The 17013-nt window shown below is 70.0% G+C and carries 17 protein-coding genes; 9 read left to right on the top strand and 8 right to left on the bottom strand.

Translation table 11 applies throughout. The features are described from left to right. The first annotated feature begins 53 nt into the window (after window positions 1-53). Together ABZW17_RS02595 and ABZW17_RS02590 are read left to right on the top strand one after the other, a co-directional pair. Complete coding sequence (locus ABZW17_RS02595; protein WP_354808894.1) at window positions 54-887, top strand: helix-turn-helix transcriptional regulator; 834 nt, start codon at window positions 54-56, stop codon at window positions 885-887. 1 nt (window position 888) lies between these two features. Continuing rightward, window positions 889-1110 carry a DUF397 domain-containing protein gene (locus ABZW17_RS02590; protein WP_354808892.1) on the top strand — a complete coding sequence of 74 codons (222 nt, stop codon included), beginning with the start codon at window positions 889-891 and terminating at the stop codon, window positions 1108-1110. Window positions 1111-1141: 31 nt separating this feature from the next. Here the strand turns inward: ABZW17_RS02590 and ABZW17_RS02585 are convergent, their stop codons facing one another. The 3 genes from ABZW17_RS02585 to ABZW17_RS02575 all read right to left on the bottom strand — a co-directional run bounded on the left by ABZW17_RS02585 (window position 1142) and on the right by ABZW17_RS02575 (window position 4466). Further along, window positions 1142-2578, bottom strand: coding sequence for a DUF4173 domain-containing protein (locus ABZW17_RS02585; RefSeq protein ID WP_354808890.1), 1437 nt, complete (start codon window positions 2576-2578; stop codon window positions 1142-1144). Between the two features lie 230 nt (window positions 2579-2808). Beyond that, entirely contained in the window at window positions 2809-3798 is a 990-nt protein-coding gene (locus tag ABZW17_RS02580) for an ATP-binding protein (protein ID WP_354808888.1), read from the bottom strand. Next, the gene (locus ABZW17_RS02575; RefSeq protein ID WP_354809296.1) at window positions 3795-4466 is read right to left on the bottom strand and encodes a response regulator transcription factor; all 672 of its coding nucleotides are present in this window, start codon (window positions 4464-4466) and stop codon (window positions 3795-3797) included. Before ABZW17_RS02575 ends, ABZW17_RS02580 begins: the two co-directional genes overlap by 4 nt. A 241-nt stretch (window positions 4467-4707) precedes the next feature. Here ABZW17_RS02575 and ABZW17_RS02570 point away from each other — a divergent pair, with 241 nt between their 5' ends. The 6 genes from ABZW17_RS02570 (at window position 4708) to ABZW17_RS02545 (ending at window position 12462) form a co-directional block, all read left to right on the top strand. Further along, window positions 4708-6264 carry an NCS1 family nucleobase:cation symporter-1 gene (locus tag ABZW17_RS02570; protein WP_354808886.1) on the top strand — a complete coding sequence of 519 codons (1557 nt, stop codon included), beginning with the start codon at window positions 4708-4710 and terminating at the stop codon, window positions 6262-6264. 10 nt (window positions 6265-6274) lie between these two features. Further along, complete coding sequence (locus tag ABZW17_RS02565; RefSeq protein ID WP_354809294.1) at window positions 6275-7057, top strand: nitrilase-related carbon-nitrogen hydrolase; 783 nt, start codon at window positions 6275-6277, stop codon at window positions 7055-7057. Continuing rightward, a complete protein-coding gene (gene hydA, locus ABZW17_RS02560; RefSeq protein WP_354808884.1) occupies window positions 7057-8439 on the top strand; it encodes a dihydropyrimidinase in 1383 nt (460 codons plus the stop codon). Before ABZW17_RS02565 ends, hydA begins: the two co-directional genes overlap by 1 nt. Before the next feature lie 7 nt (window positions 8440-8446). Next, complete coding sequence (locus ABZW17_RS02555) at window positions 8447-9445, top strand: TIGR03842 family LLM class F420-dependent oxidoreductase (protein WP_354808882.1); 999 nt, start codon at window positions 8447-8449, stop codon at window positions 9443-9445. A 71-nt stretch (window positions 9446-9516) separates the two neighbouring features. Continuing rightward, window positions 9517-10950: an alpha/beta hydrolase gene (locus tag ABZW17_RS02550; protein WP_354808880.1), complete on the top strand. Its 1434-nt coding sequence runs from the start codon at window positions 9517-9519 to the stop codon at window positions 10948-10950. A 342-nt stretch (window positions 10951-11292) separates the two neighbouring features. Next, window positions 11293-12462: a type I restriction endonuclease gene (locus ABZW17_RS02545; protein ID WP_354809292.1), complete on the top strand. Its 1170-nt coding sequence runs from the start codon at window positions 11293-11295 to the stop codon at window positions 12460-12462. Here ABZW17_RS02545 and ABZW17_RS02540 read toward each other — a convergent pair. From ABZW17_RS02540 to ABZW17_RS02525, 4 genes are all read right to left on the bottom strand, one after another. After that, a complete protein-coding gene (locus tag ABZW17_RS02540; protein WP_354808878.1) occupies window positions 12441-13670 on the bottom strand; it encodes a serine hydrolase domain-containing protein in 1230 nt (409 codons plus the stop codon). The genes ABZW17_RS02545 and ABZW17_RS02540 overlap by 22 nt on opposite strands. A gap of 9 nt (window positions 13671-13679) precedes the next feature. Continuing rightward, window positions 13680-14492 carry a siderophore-interacting protein gene (locus tag ABZW17_RS02535; protein WP_354808876.1) on the bottom strand — a complete coding sequence of 271 codons (813 nt, stop codon included), beginning with the start codon at window positions 14490-14492 and terminating at the stop codon, window positions 13680-13682. A gap of 63 nt (window positions 14493-14555) precedes the next feature. Further along, on the bottom strand, window positions 14556-14891 hold the full coding sequence (locus ABZW17_RS02530; RefSeq protein WP_354808874.1) for a hypothetical protein: 336 nt from the start codon (window positions 14889-14891) through the stop codon (window positions 14556-14558). Continuing rightward, window positions 14888-15301, bottom strand: coding sequence for an SgcJ/EcaC family oxidoreductase (locus tag ABZW17_RS02525; RefSeq protein ID WP_354808872.1), 414 nt, complete (start codon window positions 15299-15301; stop codon window positions 14888-14890). Before ABZW17_RS02525 ends, ABZW17_RS02530 begins: the two co-directional genes overlap by 4 nt. Before the next feature lie 80 nt (window positions 15302-15381). Here ABZW17_RS02525 and ABZW17_RS02520 point away from each other — a divergent pair, with 80 nt between their 5' ends. Next, the gene (locus ABZW17_RS02520) at window positions 15382-16083 is read left to right on the top strand and encodes a TetR/AcrR family transcriptional regulator (protein ID WP_354808870.1); all 702 of its coding nucleotides are present in this window, start codon (window positions 15382-15384) and stop codon (window positions 16081-16083) included. Here ABZW17_RS02520 and ABZW17_RS02515 read toward each other — a convergent pair. Then, a complete protein-coding gene (locus tag ABZW17_RS02515; RefSeq protein WP_354808868.1) occupies window positions 16080-17000 on the bottom strand; it encodes an NADP-dependent oxidoreductase in 921 nt (306 codons plus the stop codon). The genes ABZW17_RS02520 and ABZW17_RS02515 overlap by 4 nt on opposite strands. Window positions 17001-17013: the final 13 nt, after the last annotated feature.

Raw genomic sequence — 17013 nt, 5'->3', positions numbered from 1 at the left:
GAGAACGGCATCACCTGAAAGGGCACGGCCTGCTCACGGGCAGGCTGTGCCCCATGCCACCACCGATCGCCACGCCCCGGGCTCGCGCACTGGGGTTCGGGATGAGAAGAGCCCGGCAGGCCCGGAACCTGAAGGTCCGGGAACTCGGCCGGATGATCGACGTGCCACCGCAGAACATTTCCAACTGGGAGAGCGGCAAGCGGATCCCGAAAGTCGACGAACTCGCCACGATTCTGGGGGCACTGCGGGTGGAGCCCGCCGAACGCGCCCGGCTGGTCGAGTTGGCCCGCACCGCCACCGAGCCCAACTGGCTCGAACAGCACGCGCCCCCGACGGCCACGTTCGTCGATTACGAGCGGACCGCCACCGACATGTTCGAGTGGGCTTCGGGCCTGGTTCCCGGACTGCTGCAGACGCCCGCTTACATGCGGGCGATCTTCGCCGCGACGGCCCGCCCGAAGCAGGACATCGAGAAGCACGTGATGATCCGCCTCGCCCGCCGCGATGTCCTGCGCAGCCACCCGCCCCTGGAGTACCAGGCTGTGCTCGGCGAAGCGGTGCTGCACCAGGACATCGGTGACCGGTCGGAGATGGCGGAGCAGCTTCGCCACCTGCTCGCGGCATCCCGCGCGCGCAATGTCTCGGTGCGCATCCTGCCGGAGCGCCGCGGCTACCACCCGGGCCTCTACGGGCCGTTCGTGATCTTCGATTTCGAAGACCTGCCGCCCATCGTCTATTTGGAGCACTACCGCAGCAACGGGTACGTCTACCATGACGATCACCTGGCCGACTACCGCGCGGCGAAGGCGACCTTGTCCGCCCTGGCCTTGAGCGAGCACGATTCGGAGCAGCTCATCCAGGGGGTGATCACCGAACTGGAGGACTGAAATGTCAGATGCCAGCTGGCGGAAATCCTCCTACAGCGGCGAAGACCCCCAAGGCAACTGTGTCGAAGTTCGGCTTGCCGGGTTGTCCCAGATCCGCGACACGAAGGACCGCGCGGGCGGCACACTCTCCGTTACCACCCGATCGTGGGAAGCCCTGGTCGGTTCTTTGCGCGCGCGGAAGCCGCCGGGTCGCCCCCACGACGGCCCGGTGGCTCCCGCGTAACTCTTAACCACGCGTCACCCGCCGGTCCGGTTCAGCCGCAGGGGGCCGGCGGGGCGAGCGGTGCGTCCCGGGCCGTCGAACGGCTCAGGTTCCAGGCCGGCCAGCCGTCCGGGGTGTCGTTCGCGAGGACCTGGCGGAGCACGCACGTGCGCAACGGTTCCGGCAGCCGCGCCGAGACGACCGGGGCCACGTCGGCGGAAAAGCCGGCCAGATAACGGTGGTCGAGGGGCTTGCCGGCCGCCGCGCGGTCGAGGTTGGCGTCGGCGATGAGGCGTTCCGGGTCGAGCACGGCGAGCACCAGCAGCGCTCCCGCGGCCGTGGCGATCGCCGCGCGGGGCAGCCAGCTCGGGCGCAACCGGACCAGCGCCGCCAGGACCAGGACGAACAGCCCGCCGAACCACAGTTCGCACACCTCGACCAGCAGGCGCAGGACCGTGAACCCGTACGCCTCCTGGTACGTCCACATGCGACTCAACGCCGACCCGACCAGCACCAGGCTCAGTGCGCTGAGCGTGCCGAGCAGGACGCGCTGGCGGAGCCGGTCGGCTTTGGTCACATCCGGCGCCCACCGCAGCGCCGCGGCGACGATGGCGAGCGTCAGCACGGTGACCGCGCACAGCTGCCAGAAGCCGCCGCGGGCGTACTCGGCCGACGTCAGGTTGCTGGTGTGCAGGACGTACTCCGTCCCGCCGAACAGCACCACCAGCCGGACCCCGACGAAGACCCCGAACACCAGGATCAGCACCACGAGCGGGACCGTCCACTCCAGACCGTAGCCCGTCCGGTGTGGACGGTCGCCCGACGCCCTTCGCGGTGGCGCGGCGAGGAAGTAGCACGCCCCGGCGACGACCGACATGGCGACGGCGAAGACGGCACACCACCGCACGAGCGTCGCGACGCTGAGGTCGGGCACGAGGGCGGTGACGACGGCGGCGAAGGCGGCATCGGCACTGGCGAGCAACGGCACGAAGACCCCGACGAGCGCGGCGGCGGCGAGCACGGCGAGCGCGATCCGCCGGGCGACCCCGTCGCGCCGGGCGGCGAAGCGCCCGACCCCGCGTCCGACCCACGGGAGGGCGAGGAACGCCTCGACGGGCAGGGCGAGCATGTCGTAGAGAACGGAGTTGACGGTCCGTTCCCCGACGACGGCCAGCGACCCGGCCACCACGGCGGCCAGCACGCAGAGGGTGAACAGCCACCCGGACGCCCGCACGGCCCCCATCGCGAGCAGCGCGAGGGCGAGCCCGGCCCAGGCGCCGTTGCGCCAGGTGAAGCTGCTCCCGGCACGCGAGCGCCGGTCGGCAACGACGACACCGGCGGCAACGGCGAGCCCGCTGAGCACCCAGCCGACCCCGGGCCGGTCGACGGGCAGCACCAGGGCAGCGGCCACCCCGGCCACCCCGGCAGCAGGCAGCACCGCGGGCGGCAGCGGAACGACGGCGGACTTCGGCGGCGGGAGCGGCCGCATGAGGACGGGCGGAGCGGCAACGGCCACCCCACCGCCCGAGGCTCCCGGTGGGTCGACGGGAGGCCCACCACCCGCGACGCCCCGATCGGCGACCATCGGCCGCTTTCCCCGCGGCACCGGCCGTCCATCCCCCGGCTCATCCACCCTGTTCTTCGGCATCCACCACTCCCACGTTCGCTTCCGCAAATACCTCAGCCCGCGACCCCGCGAACCACCCCGAAAAAAGCGACCTAAGCCGGCAGCGTCACCCGGATCCGGCTCCCCACCCCCGCCGACGGATCGACCACTCCGATCGTCCCCCCGTGCAGCTCCACCGCCCACCGCGCGATCGCCAGCCCCAGCCCCGTCCCCCCGCCGGACGGCCGCTCCCCCCGCGTGAACCGCTCGAACACCCGCTCGCGGTCCGCCGGCGCGATACCCGGCCCCTCGTCGCACACGTCGATGCGCACCTCGCCCGGCCGCACCTCGGCCAGCACGCGCACCGAGCCGCCCGCCGGGCCGTGGCGGGCCGCGTTCTCCAGCAGGTTCGCCACCACCTGGAACAACCGTCCGCGGTCCGCCGTCACCGTCGCCTCGGCAGGCGTCACCGCGACCGAGAAACTGACCCCGCGCACCAGCGCCGCCTCCGAAACCGCCTCCGACAGCAGCTCCGACAACGGGAACGAGGTCTTGTGCAGCGGCATCGCCCCCGCGTCCAACCGGGACAGGTCCAGCAGCTCGTCCACCAGCTTCGCCAGCCGCTCGGTCTGCTGCAGGGCCGTCTTCAACGTCGCCGGGTCGGGATCCTCGACGCCGTCGACCAGGTTCTCGAGCACCCCGTTCAACGCCGTGATCGGCGTGCGCAGCTCGTGGGACACGTTCGCGATCAGCTCGCGGCGTTGCCGGTCCGCGTCGCCGAGGTCGCCCGCCATCTGGTTGAACGCGAGGGCGAGCACCCCCACCTCGTCCCGCGTGGTCGCGCGGATCCGGCGCGTGTAGTCGCCCTTCGCCATCGCGCGTGCCGCCGCCGTCATCTCGCGCAGCGGCCGCGTCATGCCGTGGGCCAGCAGCTGGGACAACACCAGCGCCAGCACCACCGCGGTGATCGTCGTCCTCGGCGGCAGCCAGCCGATCTGCCAGTTGAAGAACGCGAACGCCACCCCTCCGGACGCCACCATCAGGATCGCCAGCTTCAGCTTGATCGACCGGATCCGGTCGAGGGGCCGCGGCACGAAGTTCACGATCCCGCCTCCAGCGCGTAGCCGACGCCGTGCACGGTCCGGATGAGGTCCGCGCCGAGCTTGCGCCGCAGCGCCTTGATGTGGCTGTCCACCGCCCGCGTGCCCGCGGACGTGCCGTGGACGTCCCAGTCCCACACCTCCGACAGCAGCCGTTCCCGCGGCTGCACCGCCCGCGGCCGCCGGGCGAAGTGCACCAGCAGGTCGAACTCGATCGGCGTCAGCTGCGCCGCGACCCCGGCCCGGGCGACGCGCCGCTGGTCGACGTCGATCTCGAGGTCGCCGAGCACGATCCGGGTGCCCGAGACCGACGACGAGCGCTCGACCCGCCGCAGCAGCGCGTGCACCCGGGCGGTCAGCACCCGCATCGAAAACGGTTTCGTGAGGTAGTCGTCGGCGCCGACGCCGAGCCCGACCAGCAGGTCCGTCTCGTCGGCGCGCGCGGTCAGCATCAGCACCGGCACCGGCCGCCGCCCCTGGATCCGGCGGCAGACCTCCAGGCCGTCGAACCCCGGCAGCATCACGTCCAGCACGACGAGGTCCGGCTCGCCGGACGCCTCGGCCGTGACCGCGGCCGGCCCGTCGTGGGCGATGTCCACGGTGAACCCTTCGGCCCGCAGCCGGGCCGCGATCGACGCGGCGATCGTGGCGTCGTCCTCGACGACGAGCACGCGCCGCCCACCCAGTTCCATGGCCACGACCCTAAGCACCTCCGGTGGAGACGGTTCGCGCGAAGTGTGAAGATCCTGTGGAGACGTTTCACCCGCTTTACCGGTTCGTTGCGCCCGGATGTGTGACGCAGGTCATGCACTCCGGGGCCGGTTCGCGCAATCGACAGACTGCACTCCTGATCAGCGAAGAGTGAACAGACTGCCGTTGCCCCGGCGCTGACCAGGCGCGCAGGATTCCGCAATGGCGCCGACACCCGCAGACCAGCGCGTGCACGACGACGGCCGGGTCGAGCTCGATCCCGCCGGCGTCCGGTCTCTCGAAGGCAGCCGGTTCTTCAACGAGGAACTGGCCCCCGTCGCAGTCGAAAAACGGACCTGGACCACCTACAACTACTTCGCGCTCTGGATGGGGATGGCGCACAACATCCCCAGTTACGCCTTGGCCGCGTCGCTGATCGCGCTCGGCATGAACTGGGTGCAGGCGCTGCTCACGATCACGATCGGCAACCTGGTCGTGCTGGCCCCGATGCTGCTCAACAGCCACGCCGGCACCAAGTACGGCATCCCGTTCCCGGTGTTCGCCCGCGCCTTCTACGGCCTGCGCGGCGCCAACCTGGCCGCGTTGCTGCGCGCGTTCATCGCGTGCGGCTGGTTCGGCATCCAGACGTGGGTCGGCGGCGAGGCCATCTACGTCATCCTCGGCCGGCTGCTCGGCTCCTGGTGGCGTGACTCGTCCGTGGTCGCCGGGCAGCACTGGACGCTCTGGCTGTCCTTCGTGGTCTTCTGGATCGGCCAGATGCTGATCATCTGGCGCGGTATGGAGGCGGTCCGCCGGTTCGAAAACTGGACGGCGCCGCTGGTGTCGGTCGGCTTCCTGATCATGCTCGGGTACGTGCTGGTCAAGGCGGGCGGGCTCGGCCCGATCCTGGCCGACGGCGGCAAGCTCGGCTGGGGCCCGGACTTCTGGAAGGTGTTCGCGCCGGCCCTGATGGCGATGATCGCGTTCTGGTCGACGCTGTCGCTCAACATGCCGGACTTCACCCGCTTCGGCGGCAGCCAGCGCAAGCAGGTCCGCGGCCAGATCCTCGGCCTGCCGACGACCATGACGTTCATCGCGATCGTGGCCATCCTGACGACGTCGGGCGGGCACGTGCTCTACGGCCAGGACATCTGGGACCCGGCGCAGCTGGCCGACAAGTTCACCAGCCCGGTCGTGGTCGTCGTCGCGCTGGTCGCGCTGGTGCTCGCCACGATTTCGGCGAACCTCGCGGCCAACGTCGTCAGCCCGTCCTACGACTTCTCGAACGCGTTCCCGAAGAAGATCACCTTCGCGGTCGGCGGCGGGATCACCGGCGTCATCGGCGTCCTGATCCAGCCGTGGCGGCTGTACTCCGACCCGAACATCTACATCTTCGCCTGGCTCGGCTTCTACGGCGGCCTGCTCGGCGCGGTCGCCGGGGTGCTCGTCGCCGGCTACTGGGTCGTCAACCGCACCAAGCTGCGGCTGAAGGACCTCTACACACCCGATGGGGTGTACTGGTTCAGCGGCGGCTGGAACTGGCGCGCGCTGGTCGCCACCCTGGTGGGAGCACTGCTGGCGGTCGGTGGCGCCTACGGCGGGCCGTTCCCGGACGCCGGTCTCATCCCGTTCCTCAAGCCCCTTTACGACTACAACTGGGTGATCGGCCTGGTCGGCGCGTTCGCCGTCTTCACCGCCCTCGCCCTGCCCGCAACGAAGAAGGAGGAGATCAGTGAGCGTGGTTCGAGCCGGATTGATCCAGCAGCGGTGGACGGGTGACAAGGAGTCCATGATCAAGGCGGCGGTCGACCACATCGCCACCGCCGCTTCCCAGGGCGCCCAGGTCGTCTGCCTCCAGGAACTGTTCTACGGGCCGTACTTCTGCCAAGTGCAGGACGCCGACTACTACTCCTACACCGAGGCCATCCCGGACGGCCCGACGACCAAGCTCATGCAGGAGGTGGCCGAGCGCCACGGGATCGTGCTGGTCGTGCCGATGTACGAGGTCGAGCAGCCCGGCGTCTACTACAACACCGCCGCGGTGATCGACGCCGACGGCACCTACCTCGGCAAGTACCGCAAGAACCACATCCCGCAGGTCAAGGGGTTCTGGGAGAAGTTCTACTTCCGCCCCGGCAACCTCGGCTACCCGGTGTTCGACACCGCCGTCGGCCGCATCGGCGTCTACATCTGCTACGAGCGGCACTTCCCGGAGGGCTGGCGCGCGCTCGGCCTGGCCGGGGCGAAGATCGTGTTCAACCCGTCGGCGACCAGCCGCTCGCTGTCGCAGTACCTGTGGAAGCTGGAGCAGCCGGCGGCCGCGGTGGCGAACGAGTACTTCGTCGGCGCGATCAACCGGGTGGGCGTGGAACCGCTGGGCGACAACGACTTCTACGGTCAGACGTACTTCGTCGACCCGCGCGGCCAGCTGATCGACGAAGCCGCCTCCGACACCGACGACGAGGTCGTGGTGCGCGACCTCGACCTTTCGCTGCTCGAGGAAGTCCGGAACACGTGGGCGTTCTACCGCGACCGCCGCCCGGACACCTACAGCCCGCTCGCGGAGGCCTGATGACCACGCTCATCCAGGGCGGTCAGGTCGTTTCGCCGTCGGGCGCGCTGCTCGCGGACGTCCTCGTCGACGGCGAGACCATCGCCGCCGTCGGGGCGCCCGGCACGCTGTCCGGCGACGAGACGATCGACGCCACCGGGAAGTACGTGCTGCCCGGCGGCATCGACGCCCACACCCACATGGAAATGCCGTTCGGCGGCACCCATTCGGTGGACACGTTCCCGACCGGGACGACGGCGGCCGCGTGGGGTGGCACGACGACCATCATCGACTTCGCCGTGCAGGCCAAGGGCACTTCGCTGTTGTCCACTTTGGACAAGTGGCACGCCAAGGCCGACGGCAACTGCGCGATCGACTACGGCTTCCACATGATCGTCTCCGACGTCAACGACCAGTCGCTGAAGGAGATGGAAGCCTGCATCGACGGCGGCGTCGGCAGCTTCAAGATGTTCATGGCCTATCCGGGGGTGTTCTACTCCACGGACGGGGAAATCCTGCTCGCGATGCAGAAAGCCCGCGAGATCGGCGCTACGATCATGATGCACGCGGAAAACGGCATCGCGATCGATCAGCTGGCGGCGCAGGCCGTGGCGGCCGGGAACACCGACCCGGTGCAGCACGGGCTGACGCGGCCACCGGAACTGGAAGGAGAAGCCACCTCACGGGCGATTCAGCTGGCGAAGGTCACCGGTTCGCCGTTGTACATCGTGCACCTGTCGGCGTCGCAAGCGCTTGCGGCGGTGGCGGAGGCACGCAACGACGGTCAGAACGTCTTCGCGGAGACGTGTCCTCAGTACCTGTATTTGTCCATTGAGGACTTGGCGAAGCCGGACTTCGAGGGCGCGAAGTACGTCGCTTCGCCGCCGCTGCGGGAGAAGTCGCACCAGGCCGACCTGTGGCGCGGGCTGCGGACGAACGACCTGTCCGTGGTGTCCACCGACCACTGCCCGTTCTGCTTCAAGGACCAGAAGGAACTGGGCCGCGGCGACTTCCGGGCCATCCCGAACGGGATCCCCGGCGTCGAGCACCGGATGGACCTGCTGCACCAGGGTGTCGTCGCCGGTGAGCTGACGCTCGGCCGGTGGGTCGAGACGTGCTCGGCGACACCGGCGCGGATGTTCGGGCTGTACCCGCGCAAGGGTGTGATCGCGGCGGGTTCGGACGCGGACATCGTGATCTACGACCCTTCCGCTCGCCAGACCTTGTCGGCTGAGACGCACCACATGAACGTGGACTACTCGGCGTACGAAGGGTTCGAGATCACCGGTGGCGTGCACACGGTGCTTTCGCGCGGGCGCGTGATCGTGTCGCCGGACGGGTTCACCGGGTCGACGTCGCACGGCAAGTTCCTGTCCCGGTCGCTCAACCAGTACCTGAACTGAGGACGCCATGGACTTCGGGATCGTGCTGCAGACGGACCCGCCCGCGCGGGACGTCGTGCGGCTGATGAAGGACGCCGAGGACTGCGGGTTCCGGTACGGCTGGACGTTCGACTCCTGCGTGCTCTGGCAGGAACCGTTCGTCATCTACTCGGCCGTGCTGGCCGCGACTTCGTCGCTCGTCGTGGGGCCGATGGTGACCAGCCCGGGAACGCGGGACTGGTCGGTGATGGCGTCGACGTTCGCCACGCTCAACGACATGTACGGCAACCGGACGGTCTGCGGGATCGGCCGCGGCGACTCGGCCCACCGCGTGGTCGGGAAGCCCCCGTCCACCCTGGCCACCGTCCGCGACTGCATGCGCGTGGTCAAGGACCTGGCCGAGGGCCGTGCGGTGACGATGAACGACAAGACCGTGCAGATCCCGTGGATCCGCAACGGCCGCCTCGAGATGTGGATGGCCGGCTACGGGCCGAAGGCACTGCAGACGGTCGGCGAGCACGCCGACGGCTTCATCCTGCAGTGCGCGGACCCGGCGATCGCCCGCTGGACGATCGGCGCGGTCCGCGACGCGGCCCGCGCGGCCGGGCGCGACCCGGGCGGCATCACGATCTGCGTCGCGGCCCCGGCGTACGTCGGCGAAGACCTGCCGCACCAGCGCGAACAGCTGCGCTGGTTCGGCGGGATGGTCGGCAACCACGTCGCCGACCTGGTGGCGCGGTACGGCTCGTCGGGAGTGGTACCCCAGGAACTGACGGACTACATCCGCGAACGGGAGGGCTACGACTACAGCCACCACGGCAAGGCGGGCAACCCGTCGACGGAGTTCGTCCCCGACGAGATCGTCGACCGGTTCTGCCTGCTGGGGCCGGCTTCGTCCCACGTCGAACGGCTGCAGGAGCTGGCCGAGCTGGGCGTCGACCAGTTCTCGCTGTACCTGATGCACGACGACCGCGAGGCGACCCTGGCGTCGTACGGGTCGCAGATCATCCCGAAACTCACCACGTAGGGCCCGCCCTACCCCGGTTCCGGGGGTGCGCACCAGCGCGCCCCCGGTCCCGGTGCCGGGACGATCGGGCCATGAACCTTCGTGTTGCGCTGGCCCTGGGGACGGCCACTCTCACGGCCGGCGCCCTCGCCCTCGCCCTCGCTTTCGCGCCCGCGGCCGCGGCGAGCCCGGCCGGCATCGTCTGGGAGGACACCTGCGCCGCCGGGTACGAATGCGGCCACCTCGACGTGCCACTGTCCTATCAGGACTCGTCGCTGGGGACCGTGCGGCTGGCGGTCGCCCGGCTGCCCGCCACCGACCAAGCCCACAAGCTCGGTACTGTCTTCTCCAACCCGGGCGGCCCGGGCTCGTCCGGGCGGTTCGCCCCGGCGTTGACCCCGGGGTTGCACGCCCGCTTCGACATCGTCGGGTTCGACCCGCGCGGCGTCGGCGCGAGCTCGAAGATCCACTGCTTCACCGACCCGGCGCAGCTGGCGGTCCTGCAGCGAGCGCTCGGCACGTTCCCGCTGACCCGGGAGGCCGAGCAGCAGCAGATCGCCGACACGAAAACGGTCACCGACCTGTGCGAGCAGAACGCGGGCCCGTTGGCGAACCACCTGTCGACCGGGACGATCGCCCGCGACCTGGACCGGCTGCGCGCGGCGTTCGGCGAGCCGAAACTGCGGTACTACGGGAAGTCGTACGGCACGTACCTCGGCGAGACGTACGCGAACCTGTTCCCGGGCCGCGTCGGCTCCCTGGCCCTGGACGCGGTCGACGACCCGGCACGCTGGTCCACCGGCCCCGGCCCGATGAGCTACCGCCTGCAGGGCTTCTCGGACGCCCCGCGGGCGTTGCAGTCCTTTTTGGACGCTTGCGCGTCTCGCTGCCCGTTCGACTACGACGACATCCTGAACCGGCTCGAACGCGGCCCGATCACGGTGACCGACCCGGCCGGCCGCCAGGTCGTCGTCACCTACCAGAGCGCGATCAGCCGGATCCACACCTTCCTGACCGACGCCGGGTCCGCGCCGGCCCTGACGGCTTTCCTGCAGGCCCTGGCCGACCCGGCTTCGCCCGCACCTGCCGCGGAGGGCAGCCCCCCGGACGTCGACTCCCTACTGGGCGGCGGCGCCACCCTGTGCACGGACGCGGCGAACCCGCGCGACCCAGCGGTCTGGTGGGACTACGCCCACCGCGCAGACCGCATCGCGCGCGGCTTCGGAGCGTTCGACGTCTACAAGACGCTGCCCTGCGCCACCTGGCACGTCACGGACACCGGCCGCTACGCGGGACCGTGGAACCACCCGACGGCACCGATCCTCCTGCTCGCCAACCGCCAGGGAGACCTGGAGACGCCGTACGCGGGCGCGCAGCGCACGGAGCACCTGCTCGGCAACGCCCGCCTGCTGAGCCTCAACACGTACGGCCACGGTTCCCGCGGCAAGAGCACCTGCATCGACGCATGGCTGGACCGCTACTTCATCACCGGCGCGGTACCCGCGGCGGGCACACTCTGCGACTGAACCTCACCGGAAGACGTCGGCACCGGCTTCTTGCCGGACGGGCTTCCGGGCGCAGTTCGGCGAGCCCGAGGGCCAGCCGCAGTGCCCGGGGCCCGGCGGCCGTGGTCGCAAACGACTCGGCGGCGGCGACCAAGACCCGCCGCCGAGCCAGGGCCGCCGCGATCCGGTCCGGGCGCGCGTCCGGGGCAGGCGGCAGCCACAGGAAGTACGACGAGGGGTGCGCGACCACCCGGCCAGCACCTCGGCGGCGACTCCCTGATCGCCTTGGGCGTCCTGAACCGCGCGGGCTTGCGGGTATCGATCGCCGGCCCGAGTAGGCGCGTGACATCGATGAACGATGGCATGGACATCGCGGAGCGCGCGCAGGCACTGGCATTGAAGATCCGCAAGCACAAGGAAGGCATCGAAACCGAAGAGGCGACCAAGAACGCCTTCGTGATGCCGTTCATCAGCACCGTCCTCGGTTACGACGTGTTCAATCCGGCCGAAGTCATCCCCGAGTTCACCGCCGACGTCGGCACCAAACGGGGTGAGAAGATCGACTACGCGATCGTGCACAACGGTCAGGTGCAGGTTCTCGTCGAGGCCAAGAAGATCAACGACCCGCTCCGGATCGAGCACGCTTCCCAGCTGTTCCGCTACTTCGCCGTGACGAACGCCCGGATCGCCATCCTGACGAACGGGCAGGTGTACGAGTTCTACACCGACCTCGACGCCCCGAACCGGATGGACGCCAAACCGTTCCTCGTGCTGGACTTCGCCGACATCGACGACACCCTCCTGCCCGAACTGGCCAAGCTCACGAAGGAATCCTTCGACCTCGACTCGGTCATCAGCGCCGCGGGCGAGCTGAAGTACATCGGGCAGCTGAAGCGGGTCCTCGCGGCCCAGTTCAAGGAGCCCGAGGACGAATGGGTCAAGTTCCTGACCTCCCGGGTGTACGAGGGGGCTATCACCCAGCGGGTCCGTGACCAGTTCGGCCCGTTGGTGGCCAAGGCGGCCGGCCAGTTCCTGAACGAGCAGGTCAACGACCGCCTGAAGAACGCACTCGGCGGCCCGGACGCCTACGTGAGCGTTTCGAGCGGCAGTGTCGTACAACCCGGCCAGCAGGAACCGGCACAGGTTGTCGACGCCGGTCCGGCCGAGGAAGCCGAGCGAGTCGTCACGACCGAAGAGGAACTCGAGGGCTACCGGATCGTCCGCGCCATCGTCTGTGCCGAGGTGCCCGCCGCAAGGATCGCCGCCCGCGACACCCAGACCTACTTCGGCGTCCTCCTGGATGACAACAACCGGAAGCCGATCGCCCGGCTGTGGTTCAACCGATCGAAGAAGTACCTCGGCGTGTTCGACGAAAACAAGGTCGAGACCCGCCTGCCGATCACCACGGTCGAGGACATCTACCAGCACGCGGACCACTTGAGGAACACGGTGGCGAGGTACCTCACCGCAGCGCGCCCCCAGGCCGCGACTCCCGAGCCGGTTCCCCCGGTTCAGGCCACCAAAGCTTGGTAGACCAGCTGCCTCAGCTGGGGACGCAGCCGGTACGTGCTGGACGGCAAGAGCTGGGTGTAGAAGCCCACCGTCAGGTCTGCTGCCGGATCCACCCAGAAGGCCGTTGATGCTGCTCCTCCCCAGGCGTACTCGCCTGCCGATGACAGGGTCCTGGCCTTCACCGGGTCCTCCAGGACTGAGAAGCCCAAGCCGAAGCCGTGGCCGTCGAAGGGCATTTCGGCGAACAATGGGCGGCCGAACTGCTCCAGGTCCACGTGGCCCGGTAGGTGGTTGCTTGTCATCAACGACACCGTTCGCGGGGACAGCAGACGTGCGTCGTCCAGGGTTCCGCCGCGGCGGAGCATCTCGGTGAAACGCCAGTAGTCGCGTGCCGAGGAGACCAGGCCGCCGCCTCCGGACAGGGCTTCCGGGGTTGTTGTTCCCAGGCGGCCGAATGCGTCGTTTCGGCGCGCCTTCCCCGAGGCCGGGTCTCGGACGTACATTGCCGCCAGGCGGTCGGCAGATGCTGCGACGAAGCCGGTGTCCGTCATGTCCAACGGCGAGAAGATGCGGGACGCGAAGAACTCGTCCAGGGGCAGACCCGAGACCACCTCGACGAGCCGGCCGAGGACGTCCGTTGCCACCGAGTAGTTCCACTCCGTTCCCGGCTGGAACAGCAGCGGCAACGTGGCCCACTTCTCGGAGCACGCCGCCAGGTCGAGGCCCGGCGGGGTGCCCCATTCGAAACCCGCCGCCCGGTAGATCGCGTCCACCGGGTGGCCGTGGTGGAAGCCGTACGTCAGGCCGGCCGTGTGGGTCAGCAGGTGCCACACCCGGATCGGCGCCGTCGCCGGCTCGGTCGCGGGGGCGAGGGCCGAGCCCTTGACGTACACCCGCGGGGACGCGAACTCCGGGAGCCAGCGCGAAATCGGGTCTTCCAGCTCCAGCAGGCCCTCTTCCGCGAGCATCATCGCCGCGACCGACGTGACCGGTTTGGTCATCGAGAAGATCCGCCACAGCGTGTCCGGCTCCACCGGCAGCGACGCCTCGACATCTCGGTGGCCGCCGCGGGCCAGGTGGACGATGCGGCCGTGCCTGCTCACCACCGCGAGCCAGCCCGGCAACCGTCCATTGTCGACATACCGGTCGAAGTGCGCGTCGATCCGGGACAGCCGTGCCGCGTCGAAGCCGGCTTCGGCCGGGTCGACGTCCACCTCGAAATCCGCCATACGGCGAGATTACTTCTCCCGCGCCCGTTCGGCCGCCTTCTCCTCGCGCCAGGCTTCGTCGTTCTTGCCGTAGCGCCAGTACCCCGAGATCGACAGCAGCTCGCGCCGCACGCCGCGCTCGTCGAGCAGGTAGCGCCGCAGCTCGCGGACGAACCCGGCCTCGCCGTGCACGAACGCCTGGACGACACCTTCCCGCCACGGCAGCTCGCGCACCGCGGCGGCGACGTCACCGCCGGAAGACCGGTGCAGCCAGGTGATCTGCGCGTCCGCCTTCGTGACCAGCGGCTGCTGCTCGTCCGCGTTCTCGACCAGGATCACCGCGTGCGCCGGGACGCCGGCCGGCAGCGCTTCGAGCGACGCGGCAATGGCCGGCAATGCGCTTTCGTCGCCTGCCAGCAGGTGCCAGTCCGCCTCCGCGCCCGGCGCGTAGGCGCCACCCGGGCCCAGCAGGAACAGCTCGTCGCCGGGCTGGGCCGTGGCCGCCCACGGGCCCGCGATGCCCTCGTCGCCGTGGTGGACGAAGTCGAGGACGAGCTCGCCGGCCTGCGGGTCGAACGCCCGGACGGTGTAGGACCGCTGCCGCGGCCAGTGCTCGCGCGGCATCGTCGCCCGGCACTCCTGCACGTCGAACGGCTCCGGGTACTCGACGCCGGGCACCTTGAACAGCACCTTCACGTAGGCGTCGGTGAACGCGTTGGGCTCGAACCCGGCGATGCCTTCGCCGCCCGCGACGATCCGGATCATGTGCGGGGTGAGGCGTTCGGTGCGCAGCACCCGCAGGCGCACCGCGGGACGCCCGGACCGCCGGGGTGCTTCAGCCATCGGCCACTCCAACCATCGCTAAGGCTTACCTAAGTCAGCCTACGCGCCGGAAACGGCCCGCGGCTACTCAGGTGTACCCAGTTCGTCGAGCAACCTCCCGAATCCGGCCACCACCTTCCCGCGGAACCCGATGAAGAACCGGTTGGCCAGCGGCACGCCCCACCGCCCCCACGAGGCCGCGTTGACGACCCGGTGCTCGACGCGGGAGCCACCCGGATCCGCCGTGACGCGGTACTCGCCGCGGTACCACCAGCCGCCCTGGACCGCGACGAACCCCTGCGAGCGGTCGACGTCCATCCGCATCGGATGGCCGCCTCCGGCCAGCCACCGCCGCAGCCGCTCGAACACCTCCCCCGGTGGCCGCGCCACCACGCCCGACGCCTCCGCAAGCGTTTTCACCCGCGCGGATCCGAAACCCGCGTGTTCTGGAACGCCGTGATCAGCCATTCGCCTCCCTCCCGGACGAGCACGAAGGAGACGGTCGACTCGCGCCCTTCGTCGGCCACCTCCCCGCCGGCCAGCGACGACCCGCCCCCGACGACGGCCACGGCGACGTCCGGCCGCACGAACCGCACCTTCGCCGCCTCGCCCGGCGACCCGGTCAGCTTCGACCCCTTCAGCGGCCCCTCGAACAGAGCACGATGCGAGGTCTCGATCGCCTCCCGCCCCGGGAAGTTCAGGCCGAAGAACGTGACGTAGTCCGCGTCCTCGGTGAACAGGCGCCCGTACGCAGCGGCATCACCGCGGTTCCACGCGTCGGTGAGCCGCCCGAGCACACCGCGGACAGCGGCTTCGGCAGTAGCGGTCATCGGATCCCCCTTCGAACAGTGTTCGTCTCACGAACACCGTTCTACTCTCGAACGCTGTTCGCGTCAAGTACAGTGTTCGGGTGACCGTGCCCCCGCCGCCGTGGCGCAGCGCTCCCCGCCGCCGCGCCGCGAAACCCACCCTCTCCCAGGCCTCGATCGTGCGAGCGGCCCTGATCGTCCTGGACGACGAGGGGATCGACGCGGTCACCATGCGGCGGATCGCGCAGGAACTGGAGACCGGGCCCGCGTCGCTCTACGCGCACGTCTCGAACAAGGACGAACTGGCGGAGCTCATGCTCGACGCCGTGCTCGCCGACATCCTGGTCCCCGAGCCCGACCCGGCGCAGTGGGACGAGCAGGTCAAGGAACTCGTCCGGGACCAGATCCAGGCGATGGCCGCGCACCGCGGCATCGCGCGCATCGCGTGGGACATCGCCGTGCCGGTCACGCCCAACTCGCTGAAGCAGGGCGAGGGAATGCTGGCCCTGCTCCGCGCGGGCGGCCTGTCCCTCAGGCAGGCGACCTTCGCGGGCGACGCGCTTTCCCTCTACGCCAAGGCGTACGCCTACGAAGCCAGCGGCTGGACGTGGGGCGAGATCGACCAGGCCGAAGCCGGCGAACGCGGCAGGCAGATGGTGGCGTACATGCGGTCACTGCCCCCCGCAGCGTTCCCCAACCTGCTGCAGGCCGGCGAGTTCTTCTCCGCCGAAACGGCGAAGGAACGCCTCGAGTTCGCGCTGGAGGCGTTCCTCGCCGGGCTGAAGGCGATCGCGAAGAGCTAGGGCCGCAGCACGATCTTGCCGCGCGTGTGCCGCCGTTCCAGCTCGCGGTAGGCGTCCTGCACCTCGTCCAGCGGGTAGACGCCGGAGACCGGCAGGTCCAGCAACCCCTTGTCCAGCAGCAGGGCCAGCTCGCGCAGCACGTCGGCCGACGCGCCCGCCGCGTTGCCGTCGGCCTTCACGTTGTACTTCTCGGCCGCGGCCCAGTCGATGATCGTGTCGATCCGGCCCGGGTGGATGCCCAGGTGCAGCGCCAGTTCCACGTACCCGGAGCCGAAGGTGTCGACGAACGCCTGCACGCCGGAAGGCGCGGCTTCGCGGATCCGCTCGAGAACGCCCTCGCCGTACGCGACCGGGACGACGCCCAGCGAACGCAGCCACTCGTGGTTCGCCTCGCCGGCCAGGCCGATCACCGTGGCGCCGGCCAGCTTCGCCAGCTGCACGGCGAGCGAGCCCACGCCACCCGCGGCGCCCGAAACGACGACGGTGTCGCCCTCCCGGGGGCAGACCGCGGCCACCGCGGCGTACGCGGTGGTACCGGCGACGAACAGCGAACCGGCCACTTCCCACGGCACGGCGTCCGGCTTCGGCGTCAGATTCGCCGCCTCCGCGACGACGAACTCCGCGTGGCTCGACCGCGTGTCGACGAACCCGATCACCTCGTCGCCGACAGCGACGTCCGAGACGCCTTCGCCGAGCGAAGCGACAACCCCGGCGAAGTCACTCCCCTGTCCGGACGGGAACGTCGCCGGGAACCGCGAGTGCAGCAGTCCCTCCCGGATGGACGCCTCGCCCGGGTTGATCCCCGCCGCGCGGACCTCGACGAGCACCTGGCCCGCTCCCGGGACCGGCCGCGGAACGTCCTCGACCCGCAGGACCTCCACGTCGCCGTACTCGTCGAACCTGATCGCGCGCGCCATGGGGCCTCCTCGA

The sequence above is a fragment of the Amycolatopsis sp. NPDC004625 genome, from assembly GCF_040609695.1.
GTDB lineage: Bacteria > Actinomycetota > Actinomycetes > Mycobacteriales > Pseudonocardiaceae > Amycolatopsis.
The sequence above is the reverse complement of the archived record's forward strand: the minus strand, read 5'-3'. Positions and strand labels throughout refer to the sequence as shown.